The organism is Rheinheimera nanhaiensis E407-8, assembly GCF_000296695.1.
GTDB lineage: Bacteria > Pseudomonadota > Gammaproteobacteria > Enterobacterales > Alteromonadaceae > Alishewanella > Alishewanella nanhaiensis.
The window spans coordinates 20,503-36,419 of sequence record NZ_BAFK01000006.1; the positions used below are offsets into that span (position 1 = coordinate 20,503).

The following is a 15,917-nucleotide window of genomic DNA, read 5'->3' on the forward strand; positions in this document are numbered from 1 at the left end:
TTTAATTTCTCTGAATTTTAAAAACGAATATCTACCAGATTTTTATCAAGTACATATTTTAAGTCATAAATAACACTGTCTGGCCGACAAAACTTTCTGACGCCTTTAGCGCCCATCGCTTTAAATTCGCTGTGACCTACGGCTAATATAACGGCATCGTAGTTGCCCTGTACAGGCGCAGCAATCGGCGTTATGCCATATTCGTGTAGTGCTTCTTCGGCATTAACCCAGGGATCAAACACATCGGGCATTACACCATATTCTTTTAACTCGGTAATAATATCGACCACTTTAGTGTTACGAATATCAGGGCAGTTCTCTTTAAAAGTTAACCCCATAACAAGTACCCGGGCTCCTTCTACGTGAATACGTTTTTTTAGCATTGCCTTTACCAGCTCACTAACAACGTATTGTCCCATACTGTCATTAATACGCCGCCCAGCGAGGATAACCTCGGGGTGATAACCTACAGACTGTGCCTTATGCGTTAAATAGTAAGGGTCTACCCCGATACAGTGGCCGCCGACTAAACCCGGCCGGAACGGCAGGAAATTCCATTTGGTGCCTGCTGCCAGCAGCACTTCTTCGGTGTCGATACCCAGCTTGTTAAAAATCACCGCCAGTTCGTTTATCAGGGCAATATTTAAATCGCGCTGGGTGTTTTCGATAACTTTGGCTGCTTCTGCCACCCGGATTGAGCTGGCTTTGTAGGTGCCGGCGGTAATAATGCTGCGGTATAAGCCATCGACAAATTCAGCAACTTCTGGCGTGGAGCCCGAAGTGACTTTTTTAATCGTCGTGACCCGATGCTCTTTATCGCCCGGGTTTATCCGCTCAGGGCTGTAGCCGGCAAAAAAGTCGACGTTGTATTTAAGGCCAGATACGCGCTCAATCACCGGAATACAATCTTCTTCGGTGGCGCCCGGGTACACGGTAGACTCGTAAATGACGACGTCACCGGCTTTAATCACTTTACCTAAGGTTTCTGACGCCTTTATCAGCGGGGTTAAATCGGGCTGGCGGTGCTCGTCTATCGGGGTGGGCACGGTAACAATAAACACATTGGCGCGACGTAAGTCGTTGATATCTGCACTGTAGCTAAGCTTAGTGGCCTCTGACAGCTCTTCTGAGCTCACTTCCAACGTATGGTCTTCGCCACGCTGTAACTCACGGATGCGCGCCTGGTTAATGTCAAAACCCAAGGTAGCGTAGTGTTTACCAAACTCGACCGCCAATGGCAGGCCAACGTAGCCCAGGCCTACAATGGCAATATGTACTTTATCTAGATCTCTCAAACCGACGCCCTGCTCTGTCTAAAATAATGCCGTAAAATAACTGCGAATATCGCAATAAAACCACCTAAAAACGTACAAACGATAACAAGAACAGCCCTAGCTGGCCGGGCCTTTTCTTCCGGCACTATCGCGCTATCTATAACTTTTAACGCATATTCATCACGTACATTCGCCAGCATTAAAGTTTTAGTTTGCTCCTCAATGAGTGAATACAGCGCGGTGCGTAAATCTGCGATATTGGTTTGGCTAATTTGCTGCTGCAGATAGGCAATACTTTTTTCGGCTTCTTCAATATCGCGGGTTTTCATTTCCAGGTTTAAATCGGCAATCAGCATTTGCACCCAGCTTTGCGCGATATAGGGCGATTGATGCTCGATACTCAGCTTTACCATGCCGGTAGTTTTGTCCTGGCTTACACTGAGGATTTCAGACAGCGCTTTATAAGCTTCCTGCAAAGAGGGCTGAGCTTGCTTTGGTGGTTTAACTTCGCGCAGCCACTGTTGACTTTCCGGGTTATAAACATCTAAGTCGTATTTTAGAGAGTTAGTAGTAAGGTCCCAGCTTTTAACCGCCATTAAGTCTTGCAGCTGAATACGCTGCTGAATAAAGCGGCTGAGAAAATCGCGCGATTTTACTACCTCAATAGCCAAGGCAGTTTTATCCACCCCGGCGCCACTGCCCAAGCTAACACCAGCAAGCGCGGCTAGGCCACCTAATTGGCCCGATAACCCAGCCCCTTTTTGCTCGGCGGCCGGCGCTAACAACGCCTCAGATTTATAAATATTCGGCAAGCTTAGCGCATAAAACACCGATGCAACGGCAAAAATCGCCGTGACCGCGATAATAAGCCACTTACCCTGCCAGATAGCAGCGAATAGCTCGCGCAGGTCTATTTCGTCGTCGGCCACACGCGAAAGCGTGGCGTTTTGTTGTTCAGACATAGAGTTCCTTGAAAATTCGCTCACTTAACAATTAACAGCTGGGCGCAATAATGCGCCCTTACACTCAGGATTTAGAATGAATTAAGCGCTGCTATTGCTACTGCAGTTTGATAGAAAATTTGCGTTACCTGGGCCCACAGACTTAAGCCATCTTTGTAGTCGGTGTCTAGCGGCACTATGATGGTGTCGCCCGGTTTTAACACGTCTGATTTTACGCTATACCAGCTGCGGTTGGGCACATACACAGAGCCGTCTGCGCGGATAACGTAAATACGGTCTTCGTCGGCGCGTTTACGCATACCACCGGCCAGGCGGATATACTGCTCGACATTCACACTGGTGTCGTAACGGTGCGTGCCCGGTAACTGCACCTCACCTAATACCGACACTGCGCTGTTGCGCCTTGGAATAAGCAGCTGATCGCCATCTTCTACTACCAGGTTATGCTGTGGGTTTGCTGCCAGTATTTGCTCGGCATTTATTACCAGCCGGCCAACGGGGGTCATATTTTCCAGCTGCGCTATCATGCCCATCGCATCAGCAGGGGTTGTCATTGAGCTACTCGCCGTAAGTGCTTTGGTAGCAATGTCTGACTTTAACTGTTCCAACAAGCGTTTATGCTGCACCTGCTCGCGCTGCTGAATATTGCGCCGGGTAAATACAGCGCCGTATAAGAAGGCATCGTCGGTAACACCGCCAGCACGGGCAAGCACGTCGGATAGCGTTTCACCCTTTTGAATACTGTAGACACCAGGGAAGCGTACTTCACCCTGAATGGTGATTTTACGCGCTAATGACCAGTCTGGCGTAGCAAAAATATTAAGCCGGTCGCGGCTTTGCAGCGGCAGTTGTGCTGCCTGCCCCTCAACTATAGCCGCCAGATTAACCGGCATATGGCTTACCGTTACTGCGTTTTGCTCGCCGTTAGTTAACTTATAACGGCTAAGCTCGGCGCGCTGTAAAAACGCTGCCGGGTTAACACCGCCAGCTGCGGCGAGTAAATCGGTAACGCCGGCGCCCTGCGTCAGCGGGTATTCACCCGGTACTTTTACTTCACCAGATACCGACACCAGCTGCACGCTATGTTGCACATTACTTTGCTGCTTTAAACGTTGCAGCACCGGATAGAGTAATTCGGTACGGGTTAAATGGGCTGAATATGCTATTAGGCTACTATCGGTAAGCACATTTTGTAGCAGCTGCTGCAGCTGGGCTTTAAGCAAAGATTCGGCACTGACAGCAACCTCATCATTACTGGCCTGAACTTCGGAGGTGCGTAGCGCATCCTCTACTTTCAGTTGTTCAAAGGTACGCCCTGCTACGTCTCCTGCTAGTGTGGCATTTAGTGATAACGCGGTAAGCTTAGGAGCCAGTTGCTCACGCAAATAGCCATTTAGCGTATCGCGCTTATAACCATTGTCGGCATGGTGAAACACCAGCACGGTATCGTTGGCCTGCAGCTGCGTTGTGGGCTGAGGGCTGTTTAGGGCATTGGCCAGATTAAACTGCAGTACGCTAATATCGCCACGCAGGTTTTGCTGACGTACGATAAGGGCGTAGTCTAAGTCTGCCGACCAGAGCAAGTCGGACCACAGTGATGGAATAAGATCTTTTACCTGCATACCCTGACGCCAGGCGTACATTCCCGGGCGGGCAACCGCGCCAGCTAAGGTAACCTGATTTTGTACCCGATTGGATACTTGATCTACCCGCAGTACGTCGCCATTTTTAACACTGACGTTGCCGCTGTTGTTATTGGACAGGTCGACGTTTTTAATATCACGCAGGTTGTTTGCACTAATGCGTTCTAACCGCGCAGACGCAGCGTGAGCAGTCGCCTTTAAGCCACCGGCCATCGACACCAGGTCGCTGAGCTGTTCGTTGGCTGTAAGCTCGTATAAACCGGGACGAACCACTTCACCGGTTACCTCTGCCAAGGCTTTATAGGGTGGCACAAATACTACGTCGCCGTGCTTAAGGTTAATATCACCGCGGTTATCGCCACGTAACAATAAATTGTACAAGTCAAAACTGGCGACGGTTTCGCCACGGCGTTTAACCTCAATTGCCCGCAAGCTGCCAACATCAGACACGCCACCGGCGACAAATAAAGCCTGAGTAACACTGGTAAGGGCAGACACCGCATACATACCGGGGTTTTTCGCTTCACCTGCCAAAAACACATTGATACTACGCGTGGTGCCCATGCTCACAGCCGCCTGGGTGCCTATCATGGCAGCACTGACACGCTCGGCAATAAGTTCGCGGGCAGTTGCAAAGGTTAAGCCGCCTACTACCATGGGGGCTAAATCGGGAATGGTTATTTTGCCTTCACGGTCGACGCTTAAAGATAAGTCACTACTTTGCTTACCAAATAACTGCACTAGTAAGGTATCGCCGGCGCCCAGCACGTAGCCTTCTGGTACAGGGGCATTATCAACCGGCGCAAAGGTACTGATGTCAGCATTAAACAAAGCCAGGCCAAAGCGCTGTGCTTTTTGCTCAACTTGTTGTTGCATGCTAACGTCTTGTTCCGTTTGCCGGGATGGCTCACGCGGCGTCAGCGGTTCAACCTGGTCGCGTTGTGACTCTGCCGTTTGGCTGACAGCAGAGAACTGGTTAAGATCAACACCGTATTGGCGCGCCAGCTGCTCCTGCTGCGCCCGAGGCAACTTTTTAAACTGCTCTATCATGGCCGGCGATGGCGTTACTGCCTGCGCTGCAACCAGAGGTGAGCCCAGCAGCAGTGCCAGGCAAGCATATTTAACGTATTTAAGCACCCGAAAACTCCAGTGTTATTTGGTTATTCTGACTATTTAGTCTGTTTCAGGCACGCTACCGCCACTAGGTTACAGCACCCTAATGCCTGATGGTACACGCCTGATTGATGAAGCTGCGCTTAACGCACCGCAACTGTAGGGCATTGGCAATAAAAAACTGCCTGGCGCCTTAGCAAAAAACGTCGGAATATTACCGTTTTTTTTGCGTTTAATCGAATGTTATTACCGCTTTGTTACTGCTTAAGCATCACTTGTAGGTTTTTTCGGCGCCAGCTGGCCATTATCGAAACTGGATGCAACCCATTGCCCCAGTAGGCTAACCAAAATAACGCTGCGTTTGTCGCCATCAGTGGTATTAAATACTGCCTGCAATCCGGCAAAAGGCCCGGTTAAAATATTAACTGCCTCGCCCGGTTTAAACCCAGCTTCGGGCAGCTGCTGCTTAAGGGTAATTTGCTGCGCAGTTAGCTGTGCAACTAACTGCTGTGGCACAGTGGCAAGCTGAAGACCAAAGCGGACAAAGTCGGTAATGCCACGAGTGGCGCGAATAGCGCGCATGTTTAGCTCTTGCCCGGCTGGCAGATGTAAAAATAAATAACGCGGGAATAATGGCTCGGTGACTTGGCACCAGCGGTTAGCACGCAGCTTTTGCAGCGTAATTTGTGGCACAAAGGAGTGAAAACCCTGATTGGCTAAATGCTGCTGGGCACGCAGTTCCTGCCGCGGCTTGCAATAAAGCAAATACCATTGGCTTGTTGTTTGGCTTGACACGGGCAATCCCTTGGCTGAAACGATACCGGCTGTTTCACTTATGCCGGCAAGCTTAAGGCGCAGCAGATCTGCTGTCAATGCTGATCAATCGCCCTTATCTCTGTGACGGGATAAACGGGTTAACGCCTGCTGCCAGGACGGCAAGCTGATACCAAAGGTTGTGCTAAATGCCCGACTGTTAAGTGCTGAATAAGCTGGCCGTTTTACGCCGCCGGCCCAGTGTTTACTGCTAACAGCTGTTAACACTGGTGTAAGCTGGTGTGCCGCAAATATAGCGCTGGCAAACTGATACCAGCTAACAGCCGGTGTTGAGGCTAAATGATAGATGCCATAAGAAAATTGCGCTTTGTCGCTTTGATTATACTGCGCAAGCACCTTAAGCACCGCATCGGCAACATCGCCGGCATAGGTAGGGCAACCTGTTTCGTCATCTACCACGCTAATAGCAGTACCTTTTTCTGCCAGCGTTAACATAGTGCGGTAAAAGTTGTGGCCGTATTGGCTAAACAGCCAGCTAGTGCGAAATATCAGGTACCGCTGGCAGTGCTGCTGTATTGCCTGCTCGGCCAACAGCTTACTTTGGCCATAAACATTAAGCGGCGCTGTGCTGTCGGTTTCAATATAAGCACTGCCTTTTTCGCCGTTAAACACATAGTCGGTAGAAAACTGCACCAGCAAACACTGTGCTTTGGCGCAAAGCTGCGCTAAGTGCACAACTGCATTGGTATTAATTTGCAGGCACAGTTCAGCTTGCTGCTGCGCCAGCGCAACCTTGGTGTAGGCGGCACAGTTAATCACCACATCGGGCTGATACGCGGTGATAAGCTGCTGAAGTGCTTTGCTGTCGGTGATATCAAGCTGGGCATGATTTAGCGCCAGGCTGTTATTGCCCGGCCAAAAGGGGCTTTGGCAAAACGCCTGGCCTAACTGACCGCCCGCGCCTAATAGCAATAGCTTCATGACACTAGCTTCATGGGGATAGCTTCATCTAAGCGCCTGTTTAAAACCCGGCGCTGCGGCATCTTTGTCGGATAACAGCTTAGGCATCACAGGCCAGGCTATTGCCAGATCGGCATCATTCCAGATAAAGCTGCCCTCATCACTGGCCTGGTAATACTGGCTGGTTTTGTACAGCACGTCAGCCACATCTGACAGCACTAAAAAGCCATGCGCAAAACCCGGTGGCAACCACAGCTGTCTTGGTTGATGTTCAGATAAATATTCGCCATGCCACTGGCCAAAAGTAGCTGAGCCGGGGCGGATATCCACTGCGACATCAAAAATTTCACCGCGCAGCACACTAATTAACTTACCCTGCGCATGATTGCGCTGAAAGTGCATGCCACGCAGCACGCCTTTAACCGAACGCGACCAGTTATCCTGCACCAAAGGCGTGTTAATACCGGCAGCGCTGTAATCAGCGGCGCGGAACATTTCCTGAAAAAAACCGCGCTTGTCGCTAAAGCGCTTAGGCTCAAGCAGCACACAACCGGCCAGAGGCGTATTGATAATGTTCATCTGTCATGCCGTTGTGACAATAACGGGTAAGTAAGCACTAACCCGCGAGTCTGGCTATCAATTACAAGGTTACAGCCGTAAATCACTATCACGGCTATCGAGCACATATTTTAAGTCGTACAAAATGCTGTCGGCTTTCATCAGTGTGCGAATGCCCGCCGCGCCCAGGGTACGAAACTCTTTATGCCCCACCGCCAGTATCACCGCATCGTAAGCGCCCTGCTCTGGCTTGGTAAGCGGCGTAATACCGTATTCGTGCTGCGCCTGTTCTATGTCTACCCAGGGGTCGAACACGTCGGCCTGTACACCGTATTCTTTTAACTCGGCTAAAATATCCACTACTTTGGTGTTGCGGATATCCGGGCAGTTTTCTTTAAATGTCAGGCCCATTATTAGTACTTTTGCACCTTGTACATGCATATGACGCACAATCATAGCTTTGACCAGCTGCCCCACCACATAGCGGCCCATACTGTCGTTAATGCGCCGCCCGGCCAATATCACCTCAGGGTGGTAACCTATCGCCTGCGCTTTGTGGGTTAAGTAGTATGGGTCTACCCCTATACAGTGGCCACCGACTAAGCCTGGGCGAAATGGTAAAAAGTTCCACTTGGTGCCAGCGGCTAACAGCACTTCTTCGGTATCGATGCCGAGTTTATTGAAAATGACCGCCAGCTCGTTAATTAAGGCGATATTTAAATCGCGCTGGGTGTTTTCAATCACTTTAGCCGCCTCGGCCACCCGGATGGAGCTGGCTTTATAAGTGCCGGCGGTAATAATGCTGCGATATAAACTGTCGACGAATTCCGCTACTTCTGGGGTGGAGCCAGAGGTGACCTTTTTGATGGTGGTAACCCGGTGCTCTTTGTCGCCCGGGTTTATCCGCTCCGGGCTGTAGCCGGCAAAAAAATCGACGTTGTATTTTAGCCCCGACACTCGCTCAATCACCGGGATGCAGTCTTCTTCGGTGGCGCCTGGGTACACGGTAGACTCGTAAATTACCACATCACCGGCTTTAATTACTTTGCCTAAGGTTTCTGAGGCTTTAACCAGTGGCGTTAAATCCGGCTGGCGGTGCTCGTCTATGGGTGTGGGCACAGTCACAATAAACACGTTGGCACGGCGTAAATCGGCTAAATCAGCGCTGTAGCTAAGCTTAGTGGCTTGTGACAGTTCATCCGGGCTGACTTCTAATGTGTGGTCTTCGCCACGCTGTAACTCGCTGATACGTGCCTGGTTAATATCAAACCCCAGGGTATGGTAGTGTTTACCAAACTCGACCGCTAACGGCAGGCCGACATAGCCCAGGCCAATAATAGCAATCTGGCTGTCTGCAAGTGTTCTCATGCTGTGTTCCTGTGTAAGTCCATTTAGCTGTAATGTATTTTGTTGCTTATTGTTGCTGAATATACCATGGCATCGCCCGTTTTATGCCATCCAGAATGCGATACTCTGGCGCATAACCCAGCAGCGCTTTGGCTTTGCTGATATCAGCCTGCGAGTGACGCACATCGCCGGGGCGAAACTCGCCGTATTTCGCCGCTTTGCGATAAACAATACCATTGTCGGCCAGACTTTGGCGGATGGCGGCGAACAGCTCATTGAGTGTGGTTCTGTCCCCCAGTGCCACGTTAACCACTTCGCTTTGGCTGATAGTGGCCAGCGCCGCGCGGATATTGGCCTGCACGGCGTTGGCAACAAAGCAAAAATCGCGGCTGGTTTCACCGTCGCCGTTAATGACCACATCATCGCCTGCGATCATCGCCGCTGTCCATTTGGGGATCACCGCCGCATAGGCGCCGTTAGGGTCTTGCCGGGGGCCAAACACATTAAAATAGCGCAGGCCGACACTGTGAAAGCCATAAGTACGGGAGAACACGTCAGCATATAACTCGTTGACATACTTGGTAATGGCATAAGGCGATAACGGCTTGCCGATAACCTCTTCTACCTTGGGCAGCGCCGGATGGTCACCATAGGTCGAGCTTGACGCAGCATACACAAAGCGTTTTACGCTGGCGTCACGCGATGCAACCAGCATGTTTAAAAAACCGCTGATATTGGTATCGTTAGTGGTAATGGGGTCGTTAATCGAGCGCGGCACTGAGCCAAGCGCGGCCTGATGTAGCACATAATCGACGCCCTGACAGGCTTGCTGGCAATCGGTAAGCTGACGGATGTCGGCCTTGATAAAACGAAAATTGGCCCACTGCGCTGCGCTTACCAGGCTTTTTACTTCATCCAGATTGCGCTGATGGCCGGTAGCAAAATTGTCCAGCCCCACTACTTTTTGGTTAGCTTTTAGCAGCACCTCGACCAGATTAGAGCCGATAAAACCGGCGCAGCCAGTGACCAGCCAGGTGTGCGAGGCCTTCGCCAGCGCGGCGTTAATATCCATATTTATAGTCTCCTTGTGTAAACCTTGTGTAAGCCGTTTTCGCGCGTGCAAAGCGCTGCATTAACCACCTGCTTTAATGGCATCGATTATACGCTGACAGGCCTTGCCGTCGCCATAGGGGTTGTGGGCAAAGCTCATGCTGTCGTAATACGCCTTGTCGGTCAGCAGACGACTGGCCTCGGCAACAATTTTCGCTTTATCGGTGCCGACCAGCTTTACGGTACCGGCGGCAACCGCTTCTGGCCGCTCGGTGGTGTCGCGCATTACCAGTACCGGTTTACCCAAAGATGGCGCCTCTTCCTGAATACCGCCCGAGTCGGTCAACACTAACGTGGCGCGGCTCATTAAATAGACAAAGGGTAAATAATCCTGCGGTTCAATTAAATGCACATTGGCCGCATCAGACAACAAGCGGTATACCGGCTCACGCACATTGGGGTTTAAATGCACCGGATAGACAATGTCGCACTTGGGGAAGTCGGTAGCCAGCTGCTTAAGCGCCGCGCAAATGTTGTCAAAACCGGCACCAAAGCTTTCGCGCCGATGGCCGGTAACCAAAATAAGCTTACGGCCATGTTGGCCATAGGGGAATTTTTCCGCAAACGTCTGATTAAGTGCCGGGTCGTTGTCAATTTTCGCCACCACCTGCAGCAGCGCATCGATCACCGTATTGCCGGTTACCACGATGTGGGCCGGGTTTACCTGCTCGTTTAACAGGTTTTGCCGGGACGTTTCAGTCGGGGCAAAGTGGTAACGGGTTAAGGCACCGGTCAGTTTGCGGTTGGCTTCTTCTGGCCAGGGGCTGTAAATGTTACCTGTTCTAAGGCCAGCCTCTACATGGCCGACAGCAATTTTTTCATAATAGCAAGCCAGCGCCGCGGCAAAGGTAGTACTGGTATCACCGTGTACCAGCACCACGTCGGGTTTAAAGTCGCGCAGTACCGGCTTAATATTTAACAAAATACTGGTGGTCACATCATACAAGTCCTGCCCGGCTTTCATAATAGCCAGGTCGTACTCGGGCTTAATAGCAAATAGCTGCAGTACCTGATCGAGCATTTCTCTGTGCTGCCCGGTAACACAGACCCGGCTGTCGATATCGCTTTGCTGCTTGAGCAAATTTACCAGTGGCGCCATTTTTATCGCCTCTGGCCGGGTACCAAACACGCTAAGAACTTTAATCATCACAGATCCTTATTCAGCTGATGGCGTAAAGCTTACCAAAAGCCCTTTTAAAGCGATAGCTCAAGCCGCTAAACTAGCGCCTGACCAAGAGGAATTGACCATGCTGTATTTTAATAGCCAAAGTATCCCTGAACTTAGCGGGCTGAATTTTGCCCAGCGCATGGCGGTGATCCGCAAAGCGTCTGACAGCTTACCGGTACCGACAAAAATTACGCTTAATATCATTAAATTATTGGTGCTGTTTCCGCTGTTTATGCTGATTGCACGCGCCGACGGCTGGGCCATTGCCGGTTATGCCCTGCTGCTGGTGGTGGCTTACCCGCTGGTTACCCGGCCTATTACCTTTGCACTGTGCCGTAAAGATATGGCCAGGCTTAGGGCGCAACTGTTCCCATCTTAGTGTTGTTTGCCGCCAGCAGCGGGGATTGCACCGGTAAATTGGCGCTTTTTATCTGATCCCACCAGCGCCGGTGATGACAACACCGGCCGACATCTGCATAATCCGTGACAGCTTCAGCGTTGTCATGAAGCAAATAATTCTAATAACGAAGTCTATTAACTCTGGGGTTACGATGACAGATTCTACTACTGCTGAGCAGGCGCTGGCCAATCAGCCGCAATTTCTCGGCCATCCGGTCGGGCTTTATGTCTGCTTTCTTACCGAGATGTGGGAGCGCTTTTCTTTTTACGGCATGAAATACCTGCTGTTGTTGTACTTAACCAAGTATCACTTATTCAGCGATGCCGGTGGTTTAGACGTGCTGGGCAGTTATGCCGGTTTAGTGTATGCCATGCCGGTCATTGGCGGCATGCTGGCCGACCGTTACCTGGGTATGCGCAAGGCTGTTACCTTTGGTGCTATTTTGCTCTGTTTAGGCCACTTAGGTTTGGCCTATGAGGGCTTTCAGGCCTATGTAGAGAACGGTGTGGTGATACAGGATACCGGCGCCATTCAGGTGTTTTACTTTTCACTGGCGCTGATCATTATGGGTGTGGGCTTTTTAAAGCCGAATATCTCTACCATAGTGGGTCAGTTATACGGTAAAGAAGACGCGCGGCGTGACTCTGGCTTTACCATCTTTTATATGGGTATTAACCTGGGCTCGTTTATTGCCACTTTGCTGGTGACTTACATAGGTGAAACCTATGGCTGGGGTTACGGCTTTGGCCTGGCCGGTATTGGTATGGTGCTGGGTTTAATTGTATTCTTAGCCGGGCAAAAATATCTGTATGGCTACGCCGAGCCTGCCAACCCTGCCCTGCTGCGGGAGAGCGTATTTGCTGGCATTAACCGCGAATGGCTGATTTACCTGTTAACCATACCAGCACTCTGTATGGTATGGCAGCTGGTGCAATACAACCCGGTGGTACATGACACCTTGTTAGGCTTGTCGTTACTGGTACTGGCTGGTGTGATCTGGTTTATGGTAACCCAGTGCACGAAAGAAGAACGCGACCGTATGCTGGTACTTATTGTACTGACGGTGTCTACCGTGGTGTTTTGGGCGCTGTTTGAACAGTCGGCTTCATCGATGACTTTATATGCGGACCGGGTAATGGACCGTACAGTATTTGGTTTTGAGACCACCGCTGGTCAGTACGGTGCATTAAACCCGTTATTTATTATTACCCTGGCACCGTTTTTTGCCTGGTTATGGATTTATCTGGCCAGAAAAGGCTTAGAGCCGAGCACACCGGTAAAATTTGCCCTGGGTATTATGCAGGCAGGTTTAGGCTTTGGCGCATTGGTATTAGGCGCGCAGTTTCCAAACGAAGCCGGCCTGGTTGGTGCGGGCTGGATGGTACTGGCTTATATGCTGCACACTATGGGCGAGCTGTGTTTGTCACCAGTTGGCTTATCGGCGGTAACCAAGTTAGCGGTACATAAAGTAGTCGGCGTGATGATGGGTGCCTGGTTTTTGGCCACTGCATACTCAGAACTGCTGGCCACGCAGTTAGCGAAGCTGGCGGCAATAGACACCCCGGCGGGTGAAACGGTTGAAGTAGCGACAGCCCTGGCTGGCTACACTGAGTTATTCAGCTTCTTACTGTATGTGGGCGTGGGCATTGGCGTGTTTATGCTGCTGATTAGCCCCTGGCTAAGAAAGCGGATGCACGGCGTGCACTAACGAAAAAGGGTCTGCTTGCAGACCCTTTTTTTATTTCATCTAGTGGCTGCGCCTCTTTTTACGTCACTTAGTGGCTGCGCCTCTTATTACTTCACTCAGTGGCTGCGCCACTTTTTACGTCACTTAGTGGCTGCGCCACTGGGCATGACACAGTGATTCATGTTTTTCGCGGCTGAGTAAAATACGCGCCAGCACTTTATCCGGCTCGCCGTTTTCGCCGGTCAGGCCAATTTGCGCTTCATAGTGCAGCTCGGGCTCCAGGTCCTGCATCATAATCTCTACCCAGTCTTCGCCGGGAATAGCCAGATCAACATAGCCACGGCTTTCATAATGCTGTTGGTACTGTGCATAGTCTTCTGCTGACAGGTTTTCGCTGGCCAGCTCTTCAAAAATGTCAAAGGCGTGGTCGCATAACTCGTCCAGCGTCCATAATTCTAAATCTTGCATTGCTGCTCCGGTTTACTTTTGCCCGCCAGTATAGCAAGGCTTTGGCCAAAACACTGCTGTGCTGCTACACTAAGCGCCAATTTTTCAGATAGAAACCGCTATGTACCTGTGCCCGCTTTGCCAGCAACCGCTCAGCCAAAATGCTAAACAGTACCAATGCTCCAACCGCCACAGCTTCGATATTGCGCGCGAGGGCTATGTTAACCTGCTACCGGTGCAGCAAAAAAACTCCAAAGATCCGGGCGACAACAAAGAGATGATGCAGGCCCGCCGGCAATTCTTACACGCTGGCTGGTATGCGCCACTGGCGCAGGCTGTGGCGACAACGCTAAGCGAAGTTGCACCGCAACGCTTACTGGATTTAGGCTGTGGCGAGGGGTATTACACCGGCATTATTAAGCAGCAACTTGCTGACACCGCCGTATGGGGCCTGGATATTTCCAAAAGCGCGATAAAATTTGCCGCTAAAGCGCAACCCAATATTGCCTTTAACGTGGCCAGCGCTTATCAGCTGCCGTTTGCCGCTAACAGCTTTGATGCCATAGTGCGTATTTATGCCCCGTCTAAAGCACAAGAGCTAAAACGGGTGTTAAGCACCGGTGGCCATTTGCTTACCGTCACGCCGGGCCCGCAGCATTTAGTGCAAATTAAGCAGGCGGTGTATGAACAGGTACGGCTGCATGACGATGCCATGGTAAGCCTGGATGGCTTTGTGCATTTAAAGCGGCAGCAACTTAAGTTTGAGCTTAACTTTAGCCGCAGTGAAGATGTGCTGGCGTTAGTGCAAATGGTACCACTGGCGTGGAAGTTTACCGCCGAACAAAAGCAACAGTTCGCTGACAGCCTGCCGGCCATCAGCGTGGATTTTCTGCTGGATCTGTATCAGCGCCGCTGAATTAGTGTTGAGTTGTGATAGTAGGGGCGCATTATTGCGCCCTGCATGCAAAGTGTTTACTGTTTCACGTAGATCCGGTAGCCCCAGGCAGCTAATGTCAGGCTGCTGTCGGCGCTAAATTCGGCCGTGTCACCGCTTAAGTACTCGACATACCGGCCATGATGTAAATGCGCTTTAAAGTTAACTGTTTGCTCGCTGTCGCTAAAGTTAAATACGGCAAAGACTTTATCCTTGTCGTTTTGCCGGACAAAACTCAGCACCTGTGCCGCCTGGCTGTTATGCACCGGGATCATCCGGGCGCCCCAATCGGCATTCCACAGTGCTGTATTGGCTTTTTTCAGCGCGAACAGTTGCTGATACAGTTTGCCATTATCGTGCTGAATAAAGTCGCCATTTTCATCATGCCAGCTGATGGGGTCTCGCTCAAAAAACGCTAACCGGCGCGGGTTACCCACCTCCTGGCCGTTATAGATCATCGGCATGCCCTCACTGACCACTGACAGTGCGATCACCGCCGGCAAAGCATCGCCAAACATTTCAAACTCAGTGCCTTCCCAGGCGTTTTGATCATGGTTACTCACACCCAGCATGCGCATAATGTTTTGCGGGTAGTATTTTTCGTTCCAGGAGTAATACACATACAGTTTATTGACATCGGCATGGCCACTGGCAATGGCATGCACCGCCTGATGCCAGGTCCAGGCATAAGTCATGTCAAAGGCCTGGGCATGAAAATCACGCCCCTCGAATTCAGCCAGCATAAACACCGGCTTTATTTCATCGAGCTCTTTGCGTACCTGTTGCCAGAAGTCCAGCGGTACAAAGCCGGCGACGTCGGCGCGAAAACCGTCAAACCCCACTTCTTTCACCCAGTATTTCATCGCCTCTGTCATGTATTTGCGCAGGCCGGGTTGGTCATAATCCAGCTCGATAATATCGCTCCAGTCCCACCAGGGAGTGGGGCGAAAATCGCCTTTCCAGTCACGGATATACCAGTCTGGCTGCTCTGTCACCAGATTGTTATCCCAGGCGCTGTGGTTTGCCACCCAATCCAGAATAACGTACATGCCCTGCGCATGCGCCGCGCGGATAAAGGCTTTAATATCTTCCAGTGTGCCAAACTCAGGGTTGACGCCGTAGTAGTCTTTCACTGAATAAGGGCTGCCCAGGCTACCCTTGCGGTTTAACTCACCAATAGGCTGAATGGGCATTAGCCAGAGAACATCAACGCCCAGGGCTTTTAGCCGTGGTAGCTGTTGCTGGGCCGCGGCAAAGGTGCCTTCAGGGGTGAACTGGCGGGTATTAATCTGGTAGATAACCGCGTTTTTGCTCCACTCGGGGTGCTTCACTTTGACGTAAGGCTGCGGCTGGTATGGGTCTGCTACTGCGCTGCCCGCTGTGGTTTGCGTGGTGACGTTATTATTTGTGGCCTGGCCACAAGCGGCCAGTAAACTTAACCCCACTGCCAGCAGAGCCAGCTGTCGTAAATATTGTTTTTTAGTTGACGTCATATTCATTGTTATCCCCTTTGCCGTTGTTGTACTTTTAATCTTTATCG

14 protein-coding genes are annotated in these 15,917 nt (G+C 50.8%); 3 read left to right on the forward strand and 11 right to left on the reverse strand.

The features are described 5' to 3' along the window. Positions 1-17: 17 nt before the first annotated feature. The 9 genes from tviB (RNAN_RS06325) to wecB all read right to left on the reverse strand — a co-directional run bounded on the left by tviB (RNAN_RS06325) (position 18) and on the right by wecB (position 10,888). On the reverse strand, positions 18-1,295 hold the full coding sequence (gene tviB / locus RNAN_RS06325) for a Vi polysaccharide biosynthesis UDP-N-acetylglucosamine C-6 dehydrogenase TviB (protein ID WP_008219960.1): 1,278 nt from the start codon (positions 1,293-1,295) through the stop codon (positions 18-20). After that, positions 1,292-2,236, reverse strand: a complete 945-nt coding sequence (locus RNAN_RS06330) for a Wzz/FepE/Etk N-terminal domain-containing protein (RefSeq protein ID WP_008219961.1) — start codon at positions 2,234-2,236, stop codon at positions 1,292-1,294. Before RNAN_RS06330 ends, tviB (RNAN_RS06325) begins: the two co-directional genes overlap by 4 nt. 71 nt (positions 2,237-2,307) lie before the next feature. Next, positions 2,308-5,016: an SLBB domain-containing protein gene (locus RNAN_RS06335; protein ID WP_008219962.1), complete on the reverse strand. Its 2,709-nt coding sequence runs from the start codon at positions 5,014-5,016 to the stop codon at positions 2,308-2,310. A gap of 240 nt (positions 5,017-5,256) precedes the next feature. Continuing rightward, a complete protein-coding gene (rfaH, locus tag RNAN_RS06340; protein ID WP_008219964.1) occupies positions 5,257-5,787 on the reverse strand; it encodes a transcription/translation regulatory transformer protein RfaH in 531 nt (176 codons plus the stop codon). 84 nt (positions 5,788-5,871) lie between these two features. Further along, positions 5,872-6,747, reverse strand: a complete 876-nt coding sequence (rfbD, locus tag RNAN_RS06345) for a dTDP-4-dehydrorhamnose reductase (RefSeq protein ID WP_008219966.1) — start codon at positions 6,745-6,747, stop codon at positions 5,872-5,874. A gap of 24 nt (positions 6,748-6,771) precedes the next feature. Beyond that, complete coding sequence (gene rfbC, locus RNAN_RS06350) at positions 6,772-7,305, reverse strand: dTDP-4-dehydrorhamnose 3,5-epimerase (RefSeq protein WP_008219967.1); 534 nt, start codon at positions 7,303-7,305, stop codon at positions 6,772-6,774. Positions 7,306-7,374: 69 nt separating this feature from the next. Further along, a complete protein-coding gene (tviB, locus tag RNAN_RS06355) occupies positions 7,375-8,652 on the reverse strand; it encodes a Vi polysaccharide biosynthesis UDP-N-acetylglucosamine C-6 dehydrogenase TviB (protein ID WP_008219968.1) in 1,278 nt (425 codons plus the stop codon). A gap of 46 nt (positions 8,653-8,698) precedes the next feature. Continuing rightward, positions 8,699-9,703: an SDR family oxidoreductase gene (locus RNAN_RS06360; RefSeq protein ID WP_008219970.1), complete on the reverse strand. Its 1,005-nt coding sequence runs from the start codon at positions 9,701-9,703 to the stop codon at positions 8,699-8,701. A gap of 60 nt (positions 9,704-9,763) precedes the next feature. Continuing rightward, on the reverse strand, positions 9,764-10,888 hold the full coding sequence (gene wecB / locus RNAN_RS06365; protein ID WP_008219972.1) for a non-hydrolyzing UDP-N-acetylglucosamine 2-epimerase: 1,125 nt from the start codon (positions 10,886-10,888) through the stop codon (positions 9,764-9,766). A 100-nt stretch (positions 10,889-10,988) separates the two neighbouring features. Between wecB and RNAN_RS06370 the strand changes: the two genes are divergently transcribed. Continuing rightward, entirely contained in the window at positions 10,989-11,288 is a 300-nt protein-coding gene (locus RNAN_RS06370; protein ID WP_008219973.1) for a DUF6170 family protein, read from the forward strand. 172 nt (positions 11,289-11,460) lie between these two features. Beyond that, entirely contained in the window at positions 11,461-13,017 is a 1,557-nt protein-coding gene (locus tag RNAN_RS06375) for a peptide MFS transporter (protein ID WP_008219977.1), read from the forward strand. 123 nt (positions 13,018-13,140) lie between these two features. On the opposite strand, the gene RNAN_RS06380 is transcribed toward RNAN_RS06375, so the two are convergent. Continuing rightward, positions 13,141-13,464, reverse strand: a complete 324-nt coding sequence (locus RNAN_RS06380) for a DUF440 family protein (protein WP_008219979.1) — start codon at positions 13,462-13,464, stop codon at positions 13,141-13,143. A 100-nt stretch (positions 13,465-13,564) separates the two neighbouring features. Between RNAN_RS06380 and rlmA the strand changes: the two genes are divergently transcribed. Continuing rightward, positions 13,565-14,359 (forward strand): 23S rRNA (guanine(745)-N(1))-methyltransferase, encoded by a 795-nt coding sequence (rlmA, locus tag RNAN_RS06385; RefSeq protein WP_008219982.1) that lies wholly within the window; start codon positions 13,565-13,567, stop codon positions 14,357-14,359. Between the two features lie 56 nt (positions 14,360-14,415). Here rlmA and RNAN_RS06390 read toward each other — a convergent pair whose 3' ends face one another. Beyond that, positions 14,416-15,876, reverse strand: a complete 1,461-nt coding sequence (locus RNAN_RS06390; protein ID WP_008219983.1) for an alpha-amylase family glycosyl hydrolase — start codon at positions 15,874-15,876, stop codon at positions 14,416-14,418. Between the last annotated feature and the right edge of the window lie 41 nt (positions 15,877-15,917).